This is a genomic window from Streptomyces sp. MI02-7b (assembly GCF_033793585.1).
GTDB lineage: Bacteria > Actinomycetota > Actinomycetes > Streptomycetales > Streptomycetaceae > Actinacidiphila.
On record NZ_JARAWX010000002.1, the window covers coordinates 84,124 to 105,752 of the forward strand.

Genomic DNA, 21,629 nt, shown 5'->3' on the forward strand with positions numbered 1-21,629 from the left:
GGTGGACGACCTCACTTCGGCTCGTAACCGGCCATGCGGGCGCGCACGGCCGCGGAGAACAGCGCCGGTCCGAGTGCGTCGGAGTGCGCCAGGCCCTCGGGGGACAGGCGCAGCAGCCCGGGACCGGCGGCCGGGTCCAGCCAGCCGCGACCGGCGAAGCGCTCCAGTTCGGCGGGGAAGTCCTCGCCGGGCGCGGTGCCGAAGCGGGCGCGGTAGTCCGCCACGCGCAGGCCCTCGGCCTGGAGCAGCGACTGCAGGAGGTGGCGGCGCCGGCTCTCCTCGGCGTCCATCGCCCAGCCGAAGTCGGCGTCCTCGAAGTCCTCCTGGGGGCGGGCGGTGTAGTCGTCGACGATCCTGCGTATCTCCTGCATGCCGACGGCGTAGTCGAACGAGTAGTGCAGCGCCGAGGTGTACGAACGGGCGCCGCAGCCGAGGCCGACCATGCCGTCGGTCTGGCAGGCGTAGTCGCCACCCCCGTCGGCCGGCGCGCCGGACCTGCGGAACATGCGCATCGACACCTGCTCGTAGCCGTGCGCGAGGAGGTGGTCGCGGCCGCGGCGGTACAAACGCAGCCGCTGCTCGTCCCACGCGGGGTCGCCGGACCCCGTGCCCGCCTGCCGGCCGAGACCGGTCAACGGGCGTACGTACAGCGGGTAGAGGTACAGCTCCTCGGGGCGCCACGCGAGGGCCGCGTCGAGGGAGCGCTGCCAGGACGCCTCGGTCTGGCCGTCGATGCCGTAGATCAGGTCGATGTTGAGCACCGGGATGCCGGCGTCCCGGACGCGGCCGAGGGCCGCCTCGACGTCGGCGCGGCGCTGTGGACGCACGGCGGCGCGCGCCTCGGCGTCGTCGAAGCTCTGCACGCCCAGGCTCAGCCGCGTCGTGCCGCGGGCCGCCAGTACGGAGAGCCGGTCCGCGGTCGCCGTGGCGGGGGACGCCTCGACGGACAGCGGCACCGCCGTCAGGTCGGCACCGAGGCCGTACTCCGCCAGATCGCACAGTCGCTCCAGCTCGGCGGCCTCCAGAAAGGTGGGAGTGCCCCCGCCGAACGCCGCGTTGGCGAACCGAGCCTCTCCGCCGAGCGCCTCGCGCACGGCACGCGCCTGGCGCTCCATGGCGTCCAGATAGGCCGTGGTCAGGCCGTCCGGGGCACCGATCCGGGTGAAGAGGTTGCAGAATCCGCAGCGCACTTCGCAGAAGGGGATGTGGAAGTAGAGGGACAGGGCGTCCTTGGGCTCGTCCGCCCACAGGTCGCGCAGCCGGGCGCCGCCGCGGGGCAGCGGGCGGTAGGCCGTCTTGTGCGGGTAGGCGTAGACGTAGTGCTGGTACGGGCGGTCCGGGTCGGGCGCCGGCTGCGCCGCGGATGCCGGGGAGAGGGTCACGTCGGTGTGGGTCATCGGGCCTCGTCGAGGAAGAAGTGGGCGTAGGGGACGGTCCAGACGACTTCGTGGCCGATGCGGTGGCCGGTGTGCCCGTCCTCCCCGTACGCGGTGCCGTGGTCGGAGCAGACGACCGCGAAGCAGCGGCGGCGGCTCGCGGCCGCGGTGAACAGCCGCCCGATGTGCCGGTCCACGTACTCCAGAGCGGCCGCGTGCGAGGCGCGGGTGTCGCCCGACTCCCGGGTGGCGCCGGGCAGGTGGAACCAGTTGGGCTGGTGCAGCGCCGAGACGTTCACGTAGAGGAAGAGCCGCTGCTCGCGCGGCAGCCCGGCCACCACCTTCTCCGCACAGGCCACCTGCGCCTCGAAGGAGGTGGGGGAGGGCACCCCGAACTCCGGTTCCCAGTGGCTCTCCTGGAACATCCCGGGCAGCACCGAGCCCAGCGGCCCCTGCTTGTTGAAGAAGCCGACCCCGCCGACGCACACCGTGCGGTACCCGGCCGCGGCCAGTCCGGACACCAGGTCGGGCGTGTCGTACACGAAGGTGCCGTCCGCGGTGCTCTCGCTGCCCGCGAACCGGGCGGCGAAGAGCCGCGGGTGCGGGCCCGGTACGGCGGGCGTGGGCAGGAAGCCCGCGAACATCGCCTGGTGCGAGGCGTAGGTGAAGCTGCCGGGCGCGTGCCGGCGCTCCCACCGGCCACCGGGCAGCCGGCGCGCCAGGTGCGGTATGCGGCCTGCCGCCGCCAACTCCTGCGCCACGTCGTAACGGAGGGTGTCGAGGACGACCATCAGGAGGTCGTGGCTGCCCACGACCTCGTTCATGTCAGGCGTCGGCCGTGCCGACCGGGTTCTCACGGTCTTGCTCCTTGCGTCGTGCGTGCTCGCGCTCCATCACGGCCGGTACGGCGGCGACCTGCGCGGCGTAGGTGTCCAGGCCCTCGGCTCCGCTGCCGGGCAGCCCGGTCAGCCGCGGCAGCAGGTCCCCGAAGGCGTTGACCTCGCCGACGGCGAAGCGCCGCCAGCCTGTCGCGGGCAGGACGTCGACGCCCACACAGAGGGTGCCGGGGAAACAGGCGGCCGCACGCTCGGCGAGGTGCAGCGCGTCGTCCAGGGCGCCGCCTGCGGCCCGGATGGCCGCGCGGGCCGCGCCGAGGTCGCCGCGGGCGCCGCCGAGGTGGAGGTTGGTCATCGGGTGCCGGCTCGTGCGGACGACCGCGTGTGTGGCGCGGCCCGCGACGACCACCACCCGCAGATCGGCCGCCCGGCCGCCGAGGGAGGCCTTGGGCAGCCACCGCTCGATGTGGAGGCCGTCCGGGGCCAGGGCGTCGACCAGGGCGGCGACCTGCGGTTCGGTCGTGTAGTGCCGTACCCGCAGGGAGTTGAACAACCGCCCGTCCTGCGTGGTCTCCACCGAGGTGGTGGCCCGGACCCGGCCGGGTCCGGCCACGGCGAGCGCCACGACGCCGGAGGCCGACGACCCGTGCGCGGCCTTGACGAATGCCCGCGGGACACCGGCGTCCCGCAGTCCGTCCCGCAGGTCCGCCCAGCCGTCGACCGCGCCGCTCAGGGCGGGCGGCACCGGAACCCCGGCGGCGGCGAGCCGGGCGTGGCAGCGCCGCTTGTCGAACATCACGGCGACGTCCTCCGGGTCCGCGGACGGCACCGCGCCGGCCCGGCGCGCCGCGTCCGCGACCTCCCGCACCGCCGCGGTGAAGCGGCGGTACCACAGCGCCGAGCCCTCGACCCGGGCCGGATCGCCGGCGCCCCGCAGCAGCCGGTCCACGTCGGCGTTCTCGCCGGGGGAGTCGATCCGCACGAACTCGCCCGCCTCGAATCCGTACCCCCCGTCCAGCACCTGGCGCCAGGGCAGCACTCGCGGCGCGGGATGCCCGGCGGCGCGTACGGCGTCGGCGAAGAGCGTCGTGCGGCGGTTCTCGGGATTGCCGACGACGGCGAAGCGGACCGTGCCCCCGGCCGGCCCGGCGTTCCGCGGAGGGCTACTCGGAGACGGCGACATAGCGCCACTCCTCGTCCCGCCGGCGGTGCGGCGTCCGGGGCTCGGAGAGGTCGACCTCGGTCCCGGTGGCGCCGAAGACGCCGCGCAGGCGCTCGACCACGGCCTCGCTCAGATAGTGGTGGTGCAGGTCGAGCCGCTTGAGGCGGGTGAGGGGCTGGCCGCTCAGCAGTGCCTCGGCCCCGGTGTCGGTGAGGGTGCCCATGGACAGGCTCAGCGACTCCAGCTGCGCCACCACCGGGGCTGAGGCGACGGCGGCGGCGATCTCGTCCTGCAACTCGCTGTCCTGCAGACCGAGATGGCGCAGCGCCGGATACCGCCCGCCGGCGAGCAGCGGCGCCAGGTCGGCGACGGTCGCGTCGCCGCCGTACTCGGACACCCCTAGCCACAGCTCCAGGCGTTCCAGGGCCGGAAGTTCACAGGCACCGACGGCCCGGACGACCTGCCCGGGCAGCCCGCCGGACTCGAAGCGCAGCACGCGCAGCCCCTCGTGCCGCACCGGGCGGAGCGTCAACGGCTCGTCGCCCAGACCCTGGGAGTCGCCGCCCCGCACGCCCAGCTCCTCCAGCAGCGGGAAGCGTTCCAGGACGGGGGTGACGTCGGTCAGCTGGAGCCAGGAGATCTCGCACTCCTCCCCGATGACGTCGGCGAGGAAGAGGGCGCGCAGGGCCGGGAAGCGTGCCGCGTCCGCCAGGAGCAGGTCCAGTGCCGGGCGCAGCTCGGTGTACTCGTCGTGCCACCACGGGCCGATGACGAGGGCCCGCACCCGCTCGGTGTCGACGGCGCCCGTGAAGGCGCGCCACAGGTCGGCGAAGGGCTCCTCGTCGGTCGCGTAGCAGTCCAGCCGCCAGGCCACGTCGCCGGCCGCGGGCAGATCGGCCGCGTCGGTCCCGGGCAGGGTGTGCACGGGCAGCCCGTGCAGGGTCTCCAGGTGTTCGGCGAAGGTCATCGGTGCCTCACTCCGCGACGGCGGTGTAGCGGAAGACGGTGCCGTCCTCGTCCTCGTCCTCGTCACCGGGCTCGGACAGGTCGACCTCGACGCCGGAGGGCTCCAGCGCCGCGCGCACCCGCTCGGCGAACGGGTCGCTCACGAAGTTGTGGTGCAGGTCCAGCCAGCTCAGGTGGGTGAGCGGCTGACCGGCCAGCAGAGCGCCGACGCCCTCGTCGGTGAGCACCCCCAGCGACAGGTCCAGCGACTTGAGCTGGGCGACGACCGGGGCGGCGGCGACCGCGGCGGCGATCTCGTCCTGTATCTCGCTGTTGCGCAGGCCGAGATGGCGCAGCGCGGGCAGACGGCCCCCGGCGAGGATCGGGGCGAGGTCGGCGACCGTGGCGTCTCCGCCGTACTCGTCGACGCCGAGCCACAGCTCCAGGTACTCCAGCGCGGGCAGTTCGCTCGCCGCGACACCGCGGACCACCTCGCCGGGCAGACCCCCGGCCTCGAAGCAGAGCGTGCGCAGGTGCTTGTGGCGGACCGCGGGGAAGCGCAGCCCCGTGCCGCCGCGGACGCCGAACTCCTCCAGCAGCGGGTACGCGTCGAGGACCGGGGTGACGTCGGACTGCTCGATCCAGGAGATCTCGGCCTCCTCCATCTCCAGGTCACCGATGAACACGGCCTGCAGGCCGGTCAGCCGGTCCCGGGCGTCGACGAGCCGCCGCACGACGACGGCGGAGTCGTTGTCGTAGGGCTCGCCCCACGACCCGATCACCAGGGCCCGCACCGACGCGGTGTCCACCGTGTCCAGGAAGCGGTCCCACAAGGCCTCGAAGGCCTCCGGGGCGCTGTCGTTGTAGGGGTCGACGGCCAGCCGCCAGGCCACGGCCCCGGCCTCCGGCAGCTCCCGCCGCGCGTCGGGACCGGGGAATTCGAAGGCCGGCAGGCCGTGCAGTTCCTGCAGGTGCTCGACGTGGGACATGTCGCTGGTCTCCTGACGTGGACGGGCCGGTGCGGTGCGCTCGCGAAGAGTTGTACCAAGCCCCGCCGACAGCGGTGCGCCCGGGCTGTGGACGGCGAAGCGCCGCGAGGGCGTTGTCGGACCCCCCGCGTAGCGTCGTGGACATCGGGCGGCGAGGCGCGCCGACGGCGAAGGGAGACAGCCATGTACCGGCAGGGGGACGTCCTGATCGTGCCCGTCGCGCAGGCCGCCGTGCCACCGGGCACGGACCGGCTGCCGCGGCAGCCGCGGGACGGGCGGGGCAGGCTCGTGCTCGCGCTCGGCGAGGTCACCGGCCACGCCCACGCGGTCGTCGGGCCGGGCACCCTGGTCCGCGAGCCGGGGCCCTTCGGCGCGGCGTACCTCCATCTCCCCGACGGGGGACGTGTGGTGCACGAGGAGCACGCCGCCATACCCCTGCCGAAGGGCTGGTACCGGGTGGTGCGGCAGCGCGAGTACGTGCCCGGCGCGGTGCGCGTCGTGGCGGACTGACAAGGACCGGGGAGCGGGAGCGATGACGGTGACGGAGACGGTGGCGGTGGAGACGGAAGCGGCCACCGCGGTGGAGACGACGGCGGTGTGGCGCGAGGTCGCCGCGGCGACGGGCCCGGCCGACCGCGCGGCGGCCGAGGACGGGGTGCGGCTGGCCTACCGGCTCGCGGGTCTGAGCGGGCCGGAGCGCATCGTGTGGGCGGGTTCGCCCCGCGAGGGCGCGGCCCTGGCGGCACGCCTGAAGGAGGAGGGCTCGGCGGGTGCCGGCGTCCGTGAGCGGGTGCGCACCCTGCCGTGGGCCGCCGCACGGGAGCGGGTCTCCGAGCGGATGGGTCCGGCCGGATGGGCGGCGCACTGGGCTGTGACGGGGGCCCCGTTGTGGGACGGCACGGTGCTGCTGACCGAACGGATACGGACCGGGGTGGTGGAGTCCGCCGCCGACCTGCCCGGCGGGGAGCCGGCGATCCGCGCGGCCCTGCTCGACGCGGTCCTCGGCCAGCACGACGCGGCCTGGCTGGCGGCGTTCGACGGCCAGGAGGGCACCGGGGACCTGGCGGGGCTCGGTGCCGTGGCCCGTTCCGCGGGCTGGTGGTGGCCGTACGAGCGGGTCGCCGTCGTCGCCGAACGCCCCCTTCAGCTGCACCGGGACGAGGCCGGCCGCCTCGACCGCGGCGACGGTCCCGCGCTCGCCTTCCCCGACGGCTTCGCCCTGCACGCGTGGCGGGGCATGCCGGTGCCGGCCGCGTTCCTCGACGGGCTGTCGGAGCTGACGCCCCGGCGGATACGCGAGGAGGAGAACGCCGAACTGCGCCGGGTGATGCTGGAGTACTACGGATACGACCGCTACTTGGAGGAGTCCGGCGCGCAGCCGGTGCAACGCGACGCGGCCGGAGTGCTGTGGCGGATCGAGCTGGAGGGGGACGAACCGCTCGTGATGGTCGAGGTCGTCAACTCCACGCCGGAACCGGACGGCACCCACCGCACGTACTGGCTGCGGGTGCCGCCGCGGACCCGGACCGCCCGGGAGGGCGTGGCCTGGACCTTCGGCCTGGAGGAAGCGGACTACGTGCCGGAACGGGAGACCTGAGCGTCCAGGGTCTCCGCGTCGACGAGGGAGAGATTGCCCTCCGCCACGCAGGCGTGCGCGCCGGCGACCGCGCCGAGCCGGGCGCACTCGGCGAAGTCCAGGCCGCGCGCCCGCCCGTACAGGAAGCCGCAGACGAAGGCGTCGCCCGCCCCGTTGGAGTCCTTCACGGGGCCGGGCGGGGGCACGGTGGGGATGTGCCGGGGGGTGCGGCTGCCGTCCCGCTCGAGGAGGTAGGCACCGCCGGCGCCCGCGGTGGCGACGACCGCCGTGGCACGGCCGTCGCGCAGGATGCCGCGCATGACGTCCGCGATGCGCTCACCCGAGCCCGCGGCACTGAGGAACACCAGGTCGGAGCGGCGGGCGAACTCCCGCTGGTGCTCGGCGAGTCCGTCCCAGTCGTGCAGGTCGGTGGAGACGGGCAGGCCCAGCTGCTCGATGTCGTCGTACAGGAAGCGGGTGAAGTGGGAGATCGACAGATGCACGTGCCGGGCGCGCCGCAGGTGCGGGAGGTAGAGGTCGCGGGGCATCCGCAGGTCCGCCGGATCGCGGCCGTCGTAGAAGGACATCCGGCGGCCGGTGCTGTCCACCAGGTTCACCGCCCGGCGGGTGCCCGCCGGGGAGATCAACGGCTCGAAGTCGACGTCGCCCTTGGCGAGGCGCTCGCGGACCAGGCCGCCGAGCCAGTCGTCGCCGACGAAGTCGAGGAACTTCACCGTCATTCCGAGCGCGCGGCAGCCGAGTGCCACGTTCCCGCCCGTCTGTCCCGGCCACTCCAGGATGGGCGGCACGCCGAGGGAGTCCGCGGGCGGCACGGGCAGGCTGTCGACCCGCACCACCGTGTCCACTCCCGAACCGCCCACGACGAGCATGTCGTACGGCGACTCATCCGTGGTCATGTCCACCTCCAATAGGCCACCCCGGGCGCCATGTTACGGCTGGGACGGCCGTTCGGTCGTGTGTTCGGCGATCCGTTCGGCGGCCCCTTGGGCCCGCTCCTTCCGCACACGGGTGCAGCGGAGACCCACTCCAGGGCGAGCCGGCCGTGGAGGGAGAGGTCGCCGCCCTCGTCCCCGTCGGTGGACCGTTCCCCTGCGGAGCGTCCGGTGCCCGGCCGGTTCGTCGCGGTCCGGCCGGGCAGGACCCGGCCGTTCGCGATCCGCCTGTTCGATCCGCCTGTTCGTGATCCGGCCGTGCACGGACCGGTCGCCGGGCGGACCGTCACCTGGCGGCCGGACGCTCAGTGTGCCGTGGCGCCGGTGAGCAGTTCGGTCCACGCGGCACGCACCTTGTCCAGGCCGAAGGACTTCTGCAGCCAGCCGCGCGCGTGCCCGGCCTCGGCCTCCCAGCCGTCCTCGGCCAGGGTGTGGATTGCGTCCGCCATCGCCTCGGGGGAGTCGTGGATCCACCGGCGGTCGTAGATCGCGTCCGCTCCCGGCCAGGGCAGCAGCGCGGGGACGGCCCCGGAGGCCATGCCCTCGGCCGGAGCGAGGTGGAAGCTCTCGTCGTCGCTGGTGGACAGCACGAAGCCGATCCGCCGCAGCCAACTCGCCACGTCCGGGCCGAAACTGTCGAAGACCACGGCGTCCTCCAGCAGCGGGCCCGACTGCACCCGGCGCAGGATCGCGTCGTAGTGCGTGCGCTCCTCCGGCTTGTTCCAGATCCACCAGTAGTCCCACGGCATCTTGGACTTCACCGACAGCTGCCAGCGCGGATCCCGGGCGCGCAGTGCCTCCAGCACGTCCAGCCCGAGGTCGAGCCGCTTGCGGGCGGGCGCGATGCCGATCATGCCGAGGCGGTAGCGGGCGTCGGCGGCCTTGGGGCGGTCCAGCTGGCGGTCGTCGACCCAGTTGGGGATCGTCACGATCTTGGCGTCCGGCCAACCGGTGCGCTCGCGGGTGAGCTCGGTGTAGTGCGGGCTGACGCAGACGACCCGGTCGACGGCGTCGATGTCCACCTGGTCGGGGTAGCCCGCGTACAGCTCGAAGCGGTGCAGCCGCACCAGCAGCCGCGAGCCGCGCCGCTTGTGGCGGCTGTACCAGATGGCCGCGGGGCCGCACCACTCCACGACCACCACGTCCGCCCAGGCGGCGAGTTCACGGCTGGCCGCCACATCGTGCTTGGCCAGCGCCGACCAGGCGTCGATGCGCACCTCGACGCCGGGCAGCGCCTGGAAGTGGTCGAGCAGCCGGGTGAAGAACTTCAGGTCGTGGCTGGCGACCACCACGCGCAGCGGCCGGGTGCGCTTCTCCAGTCCGTCCGGTGTCGCGGGGAAGGCCCGGTCGAGGTGCCCCCGCAGCCGCTCGGCGGCCCGTTCCAGCGAGAAGTGCGCCGCGGCCTCGCGGCAGCGCCGCGCCGCCGTCCGGTACGCCTCCTGGGAGCCGGCGGCGACGGCCACGGCCTCGGCCGCGTCGTCCAGGGTCCCGCGGCCGGGGACGAAGAGCGGGTAGTCGGCGCCGAGCAGGGCCTCGTGCGCGGGGGTGCGGTTCAGCACGACCGGCAGCCCCAGGGTGCCGAACTCCAGAACCTTCGTGGACAGTTCGAGGCTCGCGTCCAGATCAGGATGGCGCCAGCCCAGCCCCACGTCGCAACCCGCAGCGATCCGCATCGCCTCCTGGCGGGGCGTGCCGCCGTGGTGCACCACACCCGTGGTGGTGGTGAGCGCGCGCTCCATGCGGTCGTGGAACTCGGGGTGCAGCGGATCGTCGTGGATCTTGTCGCCGACGGTGTGCAGTTCGGCCCGTACGCCGCGCCCGGCGAGCGCGCGCGGCAGCTCCGTCATCTCCAGGGTGTTCCAGCGCGGCGCGAACTTTCCCGTGTAGACCAGGCGCACGGGGTCACCCGCCGACTCGTGCTCCGGCACGTCGAAGTCGGGCACCGGCACGCTCGGCGGGTAGAGCACGCACTTGCCGCAGGCCTCCGGCACCCACGCCTCGATGAAGCAGCGCAGTTCCTCGGTCTGGCACAGCAACTGCCGGGAGGCCTCGGCGATCCGGGCCAGGTCCTGGGCGGCCTCGCCGGTCATCTCCGCCGCCGACTGCGGGATGTCCGTCAGGTACGCCCAGATCCTCCCGTCGAAGTCGCCGTCCGCCACGATCTGCGTGACCGCGCGCCGGCCGCGCAGCACCAGCAGGTCGCACGGCTCCTCCTCGTCCAGGGCGCGCAGCTTCCGCGAGGCCTGGACGGGGGAGAGCACGCGGTCCGTCCTCAGGACCGTGACGCCCGGCAGTTCGGCAAGCGGGTCGACCAGCCGCCCGGTGCGCACGGGCGCCTTGAGTACCAGCCGGGTCTCGCACCCGGCCAGCGACAGCGCCTGCACCATCGACTGCGCCCAGACCGCGGAGCCGTCGATGAGATTGAGGTCCACGTCCCCGTAGACCATCGCGCGGATCGTGCGCGTCCCCGTCATCGTGCGTCCTCCCGGCGGATCGTGAACAGCCGTCCCGCGCCCTCGGGGGCACGCCACAGCGACTTGCGGACGAGAGCGGGCCTGAACCCGTTGACGTGCGGCACGAAGCCCGTGCCGTCGGCGCTGTAGCCCACCGCGTCGGCCCCGGAGCACTCCTGAGCACACATCAGGTCCAGCAGGTGGGCGGCCTCGCGCTCCTCGCCGAGGTCGGTCCAGTCCGCCACCCAGGGCGTGCTCGGCCCGTCGCCGGAGGCCCGTACGGTGACGCCGCCCGCGGTGAGCTCCGCCAGCGCGGTGCCGGGACTGGGGACCAGCACCTCGGCGGGCCGGTGCAGCTGCGCGAGCACCTGCCCGATGAGCCGGGAGATCTCCGCGCTGTCACGCGGGTCGGCGAGTACCGAGACCCGCCGGGCGTCCAGCGGGTCGGTGGCGCCGGCGATCCGGGCGAGTTGCGACAGCCGGACCCGGGTGGCCCGCGAGGCGAAGATCTCCCGCAGGTCGGCCCGCGCCGTCGTCGCCGGGTCCAGCCGGGCCGGCTGCACTCCGGTGTCGCCGTCGAGGACGGCGTCCCAGGGGAAGCGGGACAGCCCCGGGGCGGCCGACGCGGGGCCGTCCCGCCACAGGACCGTCGGGCGGCCCGCGGCGTGCGCGGTGGCCAGCAGTTCGGCGAGCCGCCGGTCCAGGTCGGGGGCGAGCCCGGTGCCGGTGTGGGCCCAGGGCCCGGGCCCCGTACAGGCGCTGAGCTGGACGACCAGGACGTCCGGGTCGGTGCGTTCGGCGACCAGCGCGGCGTCGTGCGGCAGCGCGCGGTTGACGACCGCGTCGTGGGCGAAGTCGGCGGCCGTGGCCGCGTCGAGCACGCCGGCGACGACGAGGCGGTCCCGGGGCCCCGCGGAGAAGGCGCGGTGCGCGAGGTGCAGCCGGTCGCCGTCGGCCGAGGCGGCCTCCGGCAGCGCGGGGAGGGCCGGGCCGGCCGGACGGGCCGCGACCGGCCGGCCGCCCTTGCTGCGCCCGCGCCACATCCCGTACAGCTCGCGCGGCAGCCGCGCCGAGCCGCGCAGCGGGGAGCGGGCGGCCGAGACGAGCACCTGGCCGACCCGCAGCGAGGTGGAGCCCTGCAGCATGGCGACCCGGGCCTCCAGCACGCCGACCCGCTCCCGGGCCTGGCGCAGCGCCGCGGCGATCTGGTCGCGTTCGCGGACCGCGGCGGCCGCCCGGTCCGCGCCGGTCTCGTCGCGCAGCGTCTCCAGGGCCCGGCTGTCCTGCTCGTGGCGCCGTTCCAGGTCCAGCAGCCGGTCGCGCTGCGCGCGGGAGACGAAGTCGGTGAGGACGTACTCGTCGGCGATCCGCAGCGCGGTGCCGAGGGGGTCACCGCCGTCACTGCCGTCGCCGGGCGCCGGGCGGCCCGCGCTGTCGTGGAGCGGCAGCAGGTGCTCGGTGCAGGCGAAGACGGCCCCGCCGTGCAGGTGGACGTAGCCCAGCCCGGCGGCGCGCAGCACCTGGCAGCGGTGGGCGACCAGCCCGTCCAGCAGCCGGTGGTAGGGCAACTCGGTCGTGGGGTGGCCGAGGACGACGAGACCGCGCCCGCCGGGCCGCATCCGCCCCAGTGCGGCCGCGAACGCCGCCTCGTCCCCGTGCCGTGCCGGATCGGGGCCGTACGACAGCAGGAGCAGCCGCCCCTCGCCGACCGGTTCGGGGTCCGCCGGATCGGAGCGGCTGAGCCGGACGCCCTCGGGCAGGTGCAGGTACGGCTCGAGTGGAATGCCGCCGCCGGTCGCGTCGACGACCTCGGTCACGCCGTCCAGGTGCGGGTGAAGCAGATCGAGCAGGCGCATCAAGAGGTCCTCGTGAAGACGTGGAAGCCGACCCTGTTCTCCCGGAAACCGTACGGGGTGAAACCGGTGTGGCGCAGGCCGAGCGGTTCCACGACGGCACGGTACTCGGCCGTGGGCCGGTGCATGATGTAGTCGCCCCGGGGCGTCCGGCGCGGCGCGTCCTCGTCGGAGACGATCAGACGGCCGGTCAGCCGGACCAGGGAGGCGAGATTGACCAGGGACGACTCCCAGAGCGCGTCGTCCATGACGTGGAAGAGCACGTCGACGCCGAGCACCACGTCGTACAGCCACGGGCTGCGCCACGCGTCGAGCTCCGAGACCGCGTAGCGCGGGCCGCCGCCGAGTTCGCGGGCCTGCCCGACGGCCTCGGTGCTGGCGTCGAAGGCGTCGACGCGGTGACCGCAGCGGGCCAGGGCGCGGGAGAACCATCCCTTGCCGCACCCGGCGTCGAGCACGAACAGGGGGTCGGTGCCGCTGCCCGCGTCACCGGTGTGGCGCAGCAGCTCGGCCAGGCGGACGGCGTAGAAGATCTCGTTGCCCGCGCGTTCCAGGCCGATGTGCCCGCTGGAGGCGAGATCGTCGTGGCGCCGGTGGCGTTTCTCCCAGTACTCCCGGGTCCTGTGCGCCGACGGATCAGACATGGTGCTCCAGCCATTCCGTCATGATGCCGGCGATGCGCTCGCCGGACCGGCCGTCCCACAGGGGCGGGCCCTCGGCGGCGGCCGAGCCGCCGTCGAGCGCCTTGAGCAGTGCGGGTACCAGGCTGCCGGGGTCCACCAGCCGGTTGGTGCCATGAGTGACCGTCACCGGGCGCTCGGTGTTGGGACGCAGCGTCAGGCACGGCACACCGAGCACGGTCGACTCCTCCTGCACGCCGCCGGAGTCGGTGATCACGGCGGCGGCGCCGCGCAGCAGCCCCATGAACTCCAGGTACCCCAGCGGCTCCACGATCCGCACGCCGGGTGCCCCCGCGAGGCCCGCCGCCTCCAGGGCGGCGCGCCCGCGCGGGTGCAGCGGGATCACCAGCTCCACGTGCTCGGCCGCGGCGCGCAGCGCCCGTACGGCGGCACCGGCGGCGGCCGGGTCGTCGACGTTGGCCGGGCGGTGCAGGGTCACCACGCCGTAGCGTTCAGGTAGTCCGTGCGTGGCGCGGGCGGCCGCGGGGTCGAAGCGCGGCAGGTGGGCCATGAGGGTGTCGATCATCGGGTTGCCCACGAAGTGCACCCGTGCCGGGTCCACACCCTCGTTGGCGAGGTGGCCGACCGCCTCGGGACTGGTGACGAAGAGCAGGTCGGCGAGTTGGTCGGTCAGCCGGCGGTTGACCTCCTCCGGCATGGTCATGTCGAAGCTGCGGAGCCCCGACTCGACGTGCGCGACCGGCAGTCCCAGCTTGGCCGCCACCAGCGCGGCCGCGAGCGTGGAGTTGACGTCGCCGTAGACGGTGACGAGCGCGGGGGAGCGGGCGGACAGCTCGTCCTCCAGGGCGACCAGCAGCGCGGCGGTCTGCCGCGCGTGGGTGCCGGAGCCGACGCCGAGGTCCACATCCGGCTCGGGCAGGCCGAGTTCCCTGAAGAAGATGTCCGACATGCGCTCGTCGTAATGCTGCCCGGTGTGCACCACGGCCTGCGGCTGACCCGCCGCCCGTAGTGCGGCGACCACCGGTGCGGCCTTGACGAAGTTGGGCCTGGCGCCGACAACATGGACTACCGAACCGAGCACGGTGCCTCCCGTGGCTGGAGGTGCTTAGGTGGGGATGTGCGACGTCGTAATCTTCGTGCCTTGATTCTCGCCGCCTCTGTGGCGGTCCGTCATCTGCGGGCCGACCCGGTGCGGGCGGCCGGCCTCGCCCTGCGGCTCGCGCCGGGGCCGGCCCGCCGGCCCGCCGGGTGGGCCCTTGCCCGGTTGCCCGCCCGCGACCCGCACCGGGTCCGCGGCGGCGCGGGTCGTGCCTACGGGCCGAGCGCGGTGGCCGCGCCGGGCGGCGCGCCGGGAACACCCGTACCGGGGCGTGTGCTGCACCTGGTCACCAACTCGCTGCCGTACCGGAATGCCGGTTACACCGTACGCACACATGCCATCGCGCGGGCCCAGCGACAGGCCGGGCTCGATCCGCAGGTGGTCACCCGGCTGGGCTTCCCGGTGGCGCAGGGCGTGTGGGACGGCCGGTCCACGCAGGTGGTCGACGGGGTGCCCTACCACCGGCTGCTGCCCCTGCGGATGCCCGCGACGCCCGGCGCGGTCCTGGCCCGCAACGCGGAGCTGGCCGCCCGGTTGGTCGAACGGCTGCGTCCGGAGGTGCTGCACGCGGCCACCGATCACCCGAACGGCCGAGTCGCCCTGGCCCTGCGTGAATCCTTCGGTATCCCGGTGGTGTACGAGGTGCGCGGCTTCCTGGAGGAGACCTGGCTGACCCAGGGGCCCGGCCGCAGCCCGGACGACGCGTCCTTCCGCGAGCGCCGTGCGCTGGAGACGCACTGCATGCGCTCGGCGGACCTGGTGTTCACCCTCGGCGAGGCGATGAAGGAGGAGATCGTCGCGCGCGGTGTGCCCGCGGAGCGCGTGCGGGTCGTGCCGAACGCGGTGGACGACGTCTTCCTGGAACCGCTGCCCGACGCGGGCCCCTTGCGCGCCCGGCTCGGCATCGGCCCGGACGAACTCGTCGTCGGCACGGTCTCCACGCTCACCCCGCACGAGGGCATCGGCACCCTGCTGCGCGCGGGCGCCGAAATGCGCCGCCGGGGGGTGCCGCTGCGGCTGCTCATCGTCGGCGACGGCCCGCTGCGGCCGGCCCTGGAGCGGCAGGCGGCGGAACTCGGTCTCGGTGACGCCGCGCTGTTCACCGGTCGCGTTCCCTACACGGAAGTTCGGTCGTATCACGCGGTATTGGACGTTTTCGCGGTACCGCGGACGCCCGATCGGGTATGTCAATTGGTAACGCCTCTCAAGCCGGTGGAGGCGATGGCGAGTGGACTTCCCGTCGCTGCCAGTGATCTCAAGGCCATGGGGGAGCTGGTGGAAGACGAGGTGAACGGAAAACTAATTCCATCAGAAGATCCTCACGCCTGGGCAGAAACGCTCGAAGTATTGCTCTATAGTGCAAAACGGCGACGGACGATGGGTGAAAACGCCCATAACCGGGTGGCTCGCGACCGTACGTGGGCACACATCGCCGTGCGGACGCGCGACGCCTACTGCAGTCTTGGGGCCGGATAGCACTCGGGATGGTGCGCATGACGGTGGATCTCGCAGTCGTAGGCCTCGGATACGTGGGGCTGCCGCTCGCCCGCGAAGCCGCGGCGGTGGGACTGAGTGTGGTGGGTCATGACCTCGATCCGCGTGTGGTGGCCGGTCTGAACGCCGGCCATTCCCATGTGGACGACGTCTCCGACGACGACCTCGCGCGCATGCTGGGCGCCGGCTTCATCGCCAGCACCGGGCAGGAGTGCCTGGCGGACGCTCAGACGATCATCATCTGCGTGCCGACCCCGCTGTCCGCCGACGGCGGACCCGACCTGACCGCGGTCACCGGCGCCGGCGAAGCCATCGCGGCGCGCCTGCGGCCCGGGGTGCTGGTGGTCCTGGAGTCGACGACGTACCCGGGGACCACGGACGAGGTCCTGCGGCCCATCCTGGAAGGCTCGGGACTACGTGCCGGACGGGACTTCGCGCTCGCCTTCTCCCCCGAACGGATCGACCCGGGCAACAAGACGTACGGCCTGCGCGACACGCCCAAGATCGTGGGCGGTCACACTCCGGAGTGCGCGGCGCGCGCGGTGGCGTTCTACAGCAAGGTGGTCGACACCGTCGTCCAGGCCAAGGGCACCCGCGAGGCCGAGATGGCCAAGCTGCTGGAGAACACCTACCGCCACGTCAACATCGCGCTCGTCAACGAGCTGGCCGTGCTCTGCCGAGAACTCGACGTCGACATCTGGAACGCCATCGACTGCGCGGCGACCAAGCCCTTCGGCTTCCAGGCCTTCCGGCCCGGCGCCGGGGTCGGCGGCCACTGCATCCCCATCGACCCGAACTACCTGTCGTACAAGATCCGCACCCTCGGCTACGAGTTCCGCTTCGTGGAGCTCGCCCGGGAGATCAACCACCGGATGCCCGAGTACGTGGTGCGCCGTTCGCAGGACCTGCTCAACGACGTGGGCAAGCCGGTGCACGGCTCGCGGGTGCTGCTGCTCGGCGTCACCTACAAACCCGACGTGGCCGACCAGCGGGAGACCCCGGCGGTCCCCGTCGCACGGCTGCTGCGCAAGCTCGGCGCCGACGTGAGCTATGACGACCCGTTCGTCCCCGCCTGGGCGGTCGACGGCGAACCGGTGGCGCCCGCCGGCGACCTGCCCACGGCGCTGCGGGAGCACGACCTGACCATCCTCCTCCAGGATCACAGCGCGTACGACCTGCAGGACGTCGCGCGCCACGCGCGCCTGCTGTTCGACACGCGCGGACGCCTGAACCGGCCCGATGTCGAGGTGCTGTGATGCACGTGCTCGTCGTGACCGTCGTGCACCACCCCGAGGACGCCCGGATACTGCACCGGCAGATCGGGGCGCTCCTGGACCGCGGGCACACCGTCACCTACGCCGCGCCCTTCGGCGCGCGGGGCGTGACACCGCGCCCCGAGGTGGAGGCGGTCGACCTGCCGCGTGCCATGGGACGCGACCGGCGCGCTGCGGTGCGGGCGGCGCGGCGGATGCTCGACGCGCGCGGCCCCGCGGCGGACGTCGTGCTGCTGCACGACCCGGAGCTGCTGCTCGCGCTGCCCGGCGCGCTGCGCCACTGGCGGCGCATCGGCGCCCGGCGGCCCGCCGTGGTGTGGGACGTGCACGAGGACACGGCGGCCGCGATCGCCATGAAGGGCTGGGTGCCGCGCGTGCTGCGGCCGCCGACGCGGCTCGCGGTGCGCGCCGCGGAGCGGATCGCCGAACGGCATCTCCACCTGCTGCTGGCCGAGGACGCCTACCAGGCGCGGTTCCGGCGCATCCACCCCGTCGTGCCGAACCTGGTGACGGTGCCGCCGGGCAACCCGGTTCCGCCGGGCGACGACCGGGTGGTCTACCTCGGGCAGCTGTCCCGGGCCCGGGGCGCGGAGGAACTCATCGCCATGGCGCGGCTGCTGGCCCCGGAGGTCCGGGTGGAGGTGATCGGGTCCGCCGACGGCGACGTGCGCGCGCTGCTCTCCTCCGCCGACCGCGACGGCGTGCTGCGCTGGCACGGTTTCCTGCCCAACGACGAGGCGCTCGGGCGGCTGCGCGGCGCGCTGGCGGGGATCTCCCTGCTGCGCGACGAGGCCAACTACCGCCACTCCCGTCCGACCAAGGTCGTGGAGTACATGGCCTACGGCATCCCCGTCGTCTGCACCCCCAACCCGCTCGCCGTCGAGCTGGTCGAGGCGCACGACTGCGGGCTGCTCGTGCCGTACGAGGACCCGTCCGCCGCCGCCGAGGCGGTGCGCAGGCTGCGCGCGGAGCCCGAGCTGCGCGGCCTGATGGGCGCGCGGGGGCACGCGGCGGCGCTTTCTGGGCTCAACTGGCCCGACCGGGCCGCCGAGTTCGTCGCCGGGCTGGAGGACTGGGCGGCGGCGGCCGCTGCCGCCGCCACCCGGCCCGGTGCCGCGGCGGTCAGCTCACGGTGAGCGCCGTGTCGTCGATGACGAAGGACGTCTGGATCTGCGAGCCCTCGGTGCCGGTGAACTTGACCGTCACCGTCTGGCCCGCGAAGCCGGCGAGGCTGAAACTCTTCAACGTGTAGCCGGAGTTGGCGTTGAGGTTGGAGTAGGTGGCCAGGGTGGTGGAGCCGGCGGCCACGGTGAGCTTGTCGTAGGCCGTGGTCGTGGTGGTCTCGTCGGTGTCCACGTGCAGGTAGAAGCTGAACGTGGCGGTGGTGCACCCCGCGGGGATCGTCACCGTCTGCGCGAGGGTGTCGGTGTGCGCGGAGCCGTAGCCGTCGAGCCACGCCTTGTACGAGCCGGTGCGGGCGGCCTGGTCCGCGGACTCGGTGATGACGCCGCTGGACGCCGTCCAGGTGGTGCCGCCCGACTCGAAGCCCGGGTTGCCGAGCAGCTGGGCGGCGGCACAGGTGCCGCCTCCGCCTCCGCTGCCGGTCGCGCCCGACAGCCACTCGGTGGCGTTCAGGGCGAGCGCGGCGTTGGTGGCGCCGGAGTCGTTCCAGCCGTCGTAGAGGGTGTTGCCGGAGGCGCCGGTGCCGTCGTCGATGGGCGAGCTGTCGCCCCAGAAGGCGACCCGGCCGCTGCCGAAGGTGCTGGTGGCGAAGAAGGCGCCGGTGGTGCCTGAGTAACCGGTCCGGTAGAGCAGGCCCTTGACGGAGGAGTTGTCGGCGGGCTTGAGGGTCGCGGTGGTGCCGCTGGCGATCAGGCTCTTGGAGACGGTGCCGAAGGAGCCGTGCAGCACGGCGTTGGTGCTGTCGGTGATGGCCTTCGGGTAGTCCGAGGCGATGCTCAGCGTGTCGACGGAGAAGCCGAACGGGTCGGTGCTGTCGACGGAGTTGTTGCTCATCAGGTCGTTGATGACCTCGACCGCGTCCTCACCGTCGTTGTTACGGTCGGCGCCGGTGTGGTCGGAGACGAGGAAGAGGCCGCCGCCGGCCTGCACGAACTTCATCACGGCGGTCTTCTCGGCCGTCGTCAGCAGCACGTTCGGCTCGGGCAGCACGAAGGTGTCGAAGTTCTTCAGGTCGGTGGCGCTGGACGTGCCGTAGGTGATGGAGCCGCCCGAGGGCAGCGTCTTGAGCGCGTACGCGCCGGTCCGCTGCAGGGCCACGCCCCAGGAGGACAGGGCGCCGGTCCAGTCGGTCTCGGCGGACGGGGTGGCGTCCTGGCCGAGCGGGTCGGGCTGGCTGGTGCCGATGACCCAGTCGGCGTTGCCCGCCGTCTCGGCGTGGGCGTTGTCGAACAGCACACGGTGCGGGGTGGCCGCGTGGGCGGTGGTCGGGGTGGCCGCCTGCACAGCGGTGACCGCGAGCAGCGCACCCAGGGCAGCGGCGGACGCGGTGAGTCCGCGGCGGGTCGGGGCAGATCCGAGCATCCTGCATGACCTCCTGTGTGGGGGCGTTCAGAGAGGCGGTGCGGGCGCCAATTCTGCGCGCGTAGATCAAGGGGGGACGTGCGTCAGGGATGGCGAGCGGTTGAACGGTACATGGCAACTCTGTCGCCGGGCAACGCTCGGCCCCCGCGCCGCCGGCGTGACGGGCGAACCGTCAGCCGAAGTGCGGCCCGTTGCGGCGCACGCCGTCCAGTTCCAGGACGAAGTCGGCGCCCAGCGCGGAGGAGGGGGTGTGCGTGCCGCGCGGCAGGTCCGGCAGCCGCGGCATGATCCGCAGCACCGAATCCACCGTCAGGGCATAGCCGTTGGGTGCGGACAGCGCCGCCTGGGCCTCGCTGCCCCGGGGGTCGCGGGCACGCGCCCACACCTGCGAGCGGGTGCGGGCCAGTGCCCGCTCGCCCGGGCCGCGCACAAAGCGGTCGACCCCGGCGCGGGCCGCGCGCCGTACGGGCGCGACCGCCAGCAGGCGTTCCACGAGCGGGGCGGCGGGCAGCCAGGTGTAGGTCGAGATGTTCGGGATGCCCGTCGAGTGGTAGGCCGTGCTCACGTCGCCCCACGCGACGCTCGCCACCGAACGGTCGCCGGTACGGAAGGACGCCGTGACCCGGTGCCACCCGAGCGGCACGTCGCGGATCACGCCGTTGATCCTCGCCCGGCCGCCGGCCCCCTTGTCCAGCGCCTCCAGCGCGGAGCGCGCGGTGCCGGGGCTGGCCCCGCCCCCGGCGACGAACGCCAGGTCCAGGTGCGACGCGCCGGGCAGCGCGGCCGCGACGGTCGCCGCAAGGCAGTCGGTGGGCACGACGTCGAAGCCCGCGCCGGGCAGCAGCGTCACCCCGGCGGCGCGGGCGCGGTCGCCCAGCGCGTGCAACCGCTCCAGCACGTCGATCTCACCGGTGATGTCGAGATAGTGCGTCCCGGTGTCCAGGCACGCCTCCACCATCGGCAGCGCCGTCGTCGAGAAGGGGCCGGCGCAGTGCGCGACCGACGGCACCGCGGCCAGTGCCTCCCGGAGACCGGTCGCGTCGTCGAGGTCCAGCACCCGGTACGGCAGCCCGAGTTCCGCCGCGAGCGGTTCCAGCACGGCGGCGGTGCGCCCGGCCAGTACCGGGCGTTCCCCTCGGGCCACTGCCTCCCGCGCGATCAGGCGTCCGGTGTACCCGGTGGCCCCGTACAGCATCCACGTCACGCGTGCGGCTCCCCTCGAAGCGGCGGTCCGGAGGCCGATGTTACCCGTCGGTCACCGGGAGTGCCGCCCAGGGCGTGGGAGGGCGGGCGGAGGAGGTGGTCCGACGAACCGCTGAAACGACAATGACACGCCCTCGAACGAGGGGGGCGTGCTCACCCGATCCAGTGGCGCGGCGGGGCTGGGACGTACCACCGGCGTACTCGCTGCGTTGCATGGGGGCATGGACAGCACATCCGTCGCCCAAGGGTGCCTTCTCCTCGGCCACACCGACCACCACCGCACCTACGCCGAACTCACCGGCGCGTACTGGCTCGACCCGCCGATCTACTCGGAACTCGTCGCCGATTGGCGTGCCGGGGGGCGGACGGTCCCGCGCCGCACGGCGGTGGACGAGCCGGAGCCGGACGAGGTCAGCGGAGGCACTCGGCGGCGACCGCGGCCTGGAACAGCGCCAGTTCCACCACGGTAGGGGTGTACAGCGTCCCGTTGCCGTCCGGTGGCACGAGCCACCGCAGCGCCCCGCCCCCCGCCGCCCGGTACGGCGGCGGGACCGCGATCCAGGCGCCCGCGCCGGCGTACCGGATGCCCGAGCCCACCCATCTGCTCGCCGGATCCGGTGGCAGGAAGAAGCCCACCCGGTGGGACGCCGCGTCCGCGAGCGTCGGGCCGGGTTCCGCTCCCGGCATGCGCAAGAGGGCGTCCAGGGCGAGCAGTCCGAGATCCTCGGGCACGCTCAGCACGTCCCAGAACCGTCCCGCGGGCAGCAGCGCGGTGCCGCTCTCCCCGTGCTCCCACTCCCGCTTGCACGCCCGCGGGTCCGCCGCGGCGGCGGCCAGCCACTCAGTTGCCTGCTTCGGTGCCGTATTCCTCATGTGCCTTACCTTGGTAGATATTTCTACCTGGCGGAAGGGGTGGCGGGGCCTGGCGTTTGGGGGTCGAAAACACGCGTTTCCCGTACGTGCGTACGCCCCTGTGAGCTGCGGCGCATCGGCAATTGCCCATGCGGACGGGTGAATTCTCGCCAGCAATTCCTAATTCCCCCCGGACCGGGAGGGCGGGCCTTTTCCGGTCCTTCGGAACGTGAGCACGCGAGTGCGGAACTTTCCCGTAGCGCCGGAGGGGGAGACGACGGCTACCGGCGGTGTGTGCGGCCTGCCCGGGGGTGCGTGGGCGGGAGGGGGTGTGCGCCCGCGGGGCTGCTTTCACGCATCGTGGGTCGGGCCGGGGGTG

The 21,629-nt window shown here is 73.7% G+C and carries 18 protein-coding genes; 5 read left to right on the forward strand and 13 right to left on the reverse strand.

Annotation, left to right across the window (positions count from 1 at the left end):
* Window positions 1-11 precede the first annotated feature (11 nt).
* From PV364_RS02660 to PV364_RS02680, 5 genes are read right to left on the reverse strand one after another with little or no spacing between them, the layout of a single operon-like run.
* Entirely contained in the window at window positions 12-1,397 is a 1,386-nt protein-coding gene (locus tag PV364_RS02660; protein ID WP_319657937.1) for an STM4012 family radical SAM protein, read from the reverse strand.
* Window positions 1,394-2,200, reverse strand: a complete 807-nt coding sequence (locus PV364_RS02665) for an STM4013/SEN3800 family hydrolase (RefSeq protein WP_319658343.1) — start codon at window positions 2,198-2,200, stop codon at window positions 1,394-1,396. The genes PV364_RS02660 and PV364_RS02665 overlap by 4 nt, the downstream gene beginning before the upstream one ends.
* Before the next feature lies 1 nt (window position 2,201).
* Window positions 2,202-3,395 (reverse strand): STM4014 family protein, encoded by a 1,194-nt coding sequence (locus PV364_RS02670; RefSeq protein ID WP_319657938.1) that lies wholly within the window; start codon window positions 3,393-3,395, stop codon window positions 2,202-2,204.
* Window positions 3,376-4,341, reverse strand: coding sequence for an STM4015 family protein (locus PV364_RS02675; RefSeq protein WP_319657939.1), 966 nt, complete (start codon window positions 4,339-4,341; stop codon window positions 3,376-3,378). Before PV364_RS02675 ends, PV364_RS02670 begins: the two co-directional genes overlap by 20 nt.
* A 7-nt stretch (window positions 4,342-4,348) precedes the next feature.
* On the reverse strand, window positions 4,349-5,308 hold the full coding sequence (locus PV364_RS02680) for an STM4015 family protein (protein ID WP_319657940.1): 960 nt from the start codon (window positions 5,306-5,308) through the stop codon (window positions 4,349-4,351).
* A 183-nt stretch (window positions 5,309-5,491) separates the two neighbouring features.
* On the opposite strand from PV364_RS02680, the gene PV364_RS02685 reads away from it, so the two are divergent.
* Together PV364_RS02685 and PV364_RS02690 are read left to right on the forward strand one after the other, a co-directional pair.
* On the forward strand, window positions 5,492-5,818 hold the full coding sequence (locus PV364_RS02685) for a hypothetical protein (protein ID WP_319657941.1): 327 nt from the start codon (window positions 5,492-5,494) through the stop codon (window positions 5,816-5,818).
* A 22-nt stretch (window positions 5,819-5,840) separates the two neighbouring features.
* Window positions 5,841-6,905 (forward strand): DUF6745 domain-containing protein, encoded by a 1,065-nt coding sequence (locus PV364_RS02690; RefSeq protein WP_319657942.1) that lies wholly within the window; start codon window positions 5,841-5,843, stop codon window positions 6,903-6,905.
* On the opposite strand, the gene PV364_RS02695 is transcribed toward PV364_RS02690, so the two are convergent.
* The 5 genes from PV364_RS02695 to wecB all read right to left on the reverse strand — a co-directional run bounded on the left by PV364_RS02695 (window position 6,881) and on the right by wecB (window position 13,865).
* Window positions 6,881-7,801 carry a carbohydrate kinase family protein gene (locus PV364_RS02695; RefSeq protein WP_319657943.1) on the reverse strand — a complete coding sequence of 307 codons (921 nt, stop codon included), beginning with the start codon at window positions 7,799-7,801 and terminating at the stop codon, window positions 6,881-6,883. The two genes, PV364_RS02690 and PV364_RS02695, sit on opposite strands and share 25 nt — an antisense overlap.
* Window positions 7,802-8,142: 341 nt before the next feature.
* On the reverse strand, window positions 8,143-10,311 hold the full coding sequence (locus PV364_RS02700) for a glycosyltransferase (protein ID WP_319657944.1): 2,169 nt from the start codon (window positions 10,309-10,311) through the stop codon (window positions 8,143-8,145).
* Window positions 10,308-12,146 (reverse strand): hypothetical protein, encoded by a 1,839-nt coding sequence (locus PV364_RS02705; protein WP_319657945.1) that lies wholly within the window; start codon window positions 12,144-12,146, stop codon window positions 10,308-10,310. Before PV364_RS02705 ends, PV364_RS02700 begins: the two co-directional genes overlap by 4 nt.
* Window positions 12,146-12,787, reverse strand: coding sequence for a class I SAM-dependent methyltransferase (locus tag PV364_RS02710; RefSeq protein WP_319657946.1), 642 nt, complete (start codon window positions 12,785-12,787; stop codon window positions 12,146-12,148). Before PV364_RS02710 ends, PV364_RS02705 begins: the two co-directional genes overlap by 1 nt.
* Window positions 12,780-13,865 (reverse strand): non-hydrolyzing UDP-N-acetylglucosamine 2-epimerase, encoded by a 1,086-nt coding sequence (gene wecB / locus PV364_RS02715; RefSeq protein WP_319657947.1) that lies wholly within the window; start codon window positions 13,863-13,865, stop codon window positions 12,780-12,782. Before wecB ends, PV364_RS02710 begins: the two co-directional genes overlap by 8 nt.
* Before the next feature lie 60 nt (window positions 13,866-13,925).
* Here wecB and PV364_RS02720 point away from each other — a divergent pair, with 60 nt between their 5' ends.
* Genes PV364_RS02720 through PV364_RS02730 form a run of 3 tightly spaced genes read left to right on the forward strand, consistent with a single transcriptional unit; the run spans window position 13,926 to window position 17,787 of the window.
* Window positions 13,926-15,359: a glycosyltransferase family 4 protein gene (locus PV364_RS02720; RefSeq protein WP_319657948.1), complete on the forward strand. Its 1,434-nt coding sequence runs from the start codon at window positions 13,926-13,928 to the stop codon at window positions 15,357-15,359.
* A 17-nt stretch (window positions 15,360-15,376) separates the two neighbouring features.
* Window positions 15,377-16,633 (forward strand): nucleotide sugar dehydrogenase, encoded by a 1,257-nt coding sequence (locus PV364_RS02725; RefSeq protein WP_319657949.1) that lies wholly within the window; start codon window positions 15,377-15,379, stop codon window positions 16,631-16,633.
* The gene (locus PV364_RS02730; protein WP_319657950.1) at window positions 16,633-17,787 is read left to right on the forward strand and encodes a glycosyltransferase; all 1,155 of its coding nucleotides are present in this window, start codon (window positions 16,633-16,635) and stop codon (window positions 17,785-17,787) included. The genes PV364_RS02725 and PV364_RS02730 overlap by 1 nt, the downstream gene beginning before the upstream one ends.
* On the opposite strand, the gene PV364_RS02735 is transcribed toward PV364_RS02730, so the two are convergent.
* From PV364_RS02735 to PV364_RS02745, 3 genes are all read right to left on the reverse strand, one after another.
* Window positions 17,774-19,195: a hydrolase gene (locus PV364_RS02735; RefSeq protein WP_319657951.1), complete on the reverse strand. Its 1,422-nt coding sequence runs from the start codon at window positions 19,193-19,195 to the stop codon at window positions 17,774-17,776. The two genes, PV364_RS02730 and PV364_RS02735, sit on opposite strands and share 14 nt — an antisense overlap.
* Before the next feature lie 172 nt (window positions 19,196-19,367).
* Window positions 19,368-20,390, reverse strand: a complete 1,023-nt coding sequence (locus tag PV364_RS02740; protein ID WP_319658344.1) for a saccharopine dehydrogenase family protein — start codon at window positions 20,388-20,390, stop codon at window positions 19,368-19,370.
* A 419-nt stretch (window positions 20,391-20,809) separates the two neighbouring features.
* Entirely contained in the window at window positions 20,810-21,271 is a 462-nt protein-coding gene (locus PV364_RS02745) for a hypothetical protein (RefSeq protein WP_319657952.1), read from the reverse strand.
* Window positions 21,272-21,629: the final 358 nt, after the last annotated feature.

Coding starts and splice junctions, on each gene's coding strand:
- PV364_RS02685 (WP_319657941.1), top strand. CDS start 5,492: ATGTACCGGCAGGGGGACGTCCTGATCGTGCCCGTCGCGCAGGCCGCC.
- PV364_RS02660 (WP_319657937.1), bottom strand. CDS start 1,397: ATGACCCACACCGACGTGACCCTCTCCCCGGCATCCGCGGCGCAGCCG.
- PV364_RS02695 (WP_319657943.1), bottom strand. CDS start 7,801: ATGACCACGGATGAGTCGCCGTACGACATGCTCGTCGTGGGCGGTTCG.
- PV364_RS02705 (WP_319657945.1), bottom strand. CDS start 12,146: ATGCGCCTGCTCGATCTGCTTCACCCGCACCTGGACGGCGTGACCGAG.
- PV364_RS02740 (WP_319658344.1), bottom strand. CDS start 20,390: ATGCTGTACGGGGCCACCGGGTACACCGGACGCCTGATCGCGCGGGAG.
- PV364_RS02745 (WP_319657952.1), bottom strand. CDS start 21,271: ATGAGGAATACGGCACCGAAGCAGGCAACTGAGTGGCTGGCCGCCGCC.
- PV364_RS02735 (WP_319657951.1), bottom strand. CDS start 19,195: ATGCTCGGATCTGCCCCGACCCGCCGCGGACTCACCGCGTCCGCCGCT.
- PV364_RS02665 (WP_319658343.1), bottom strand. CDS start 2,200: ATGAACGAGGTCGTGGGCAGCCACGACCTCCTGATGGTCGTCCTCGAC.
- PV364_RS02670 (WP_319657938.1), bottom strand. CDS start 3,395: ATGTCGCCGTCTCCGAGTAGCCCTCCGCGGAACGCCGGGCCGGCCGGG.
- PV364_RS02725 (WP_319657949.1), top strand. CDS start 15,377: ATGACGGTGGATCTCGCAGTCGTAGGCCTCGGATACGTGGGGCTGCCG.
- PV364_RS02690 (WP_319657942.1), top strand. CDS start 5,841: ATGACGGTGACGGAGACGGTGGCGGTGGAGACGGAAGCGGCCACCGCG.
- PV364_RS02710 (WP_319657946.1), bottom strand. CDS start 12,787: ATGTCTGATCCGTCGGCGCACAGGACCCGGGAGTACTGGGAGAAACGC.
- PV364_RS02730 (WP_319657950.1), top strand. CDS start 16,633: ATGCACGTGCTCGTCGTGACCGTCGTGCACCACCCCGAGGACGCCCGG.
- PV364_RS02675 (WP_319657939.1), bottom strand. CDS start 4,341: ATGACCTTCGCCGAACACCTGGAGACCCTGCACGGGCTGCCCGTGCAC.
- PV364_RS02700 (WP_319657944.1), bottom strand. CDS start 10,311: ATGACGGGGACGCGCACGATCCGCGCGATGGTCTACGGGGACGTGGAC.
- PV364_RS02680 (WP_319657940.1), bottom strand. CDS start 5,308: ATGTCCCACGTCGAGCACCTGCAGGAACTGCACGGCCTGCCGGCCTTC.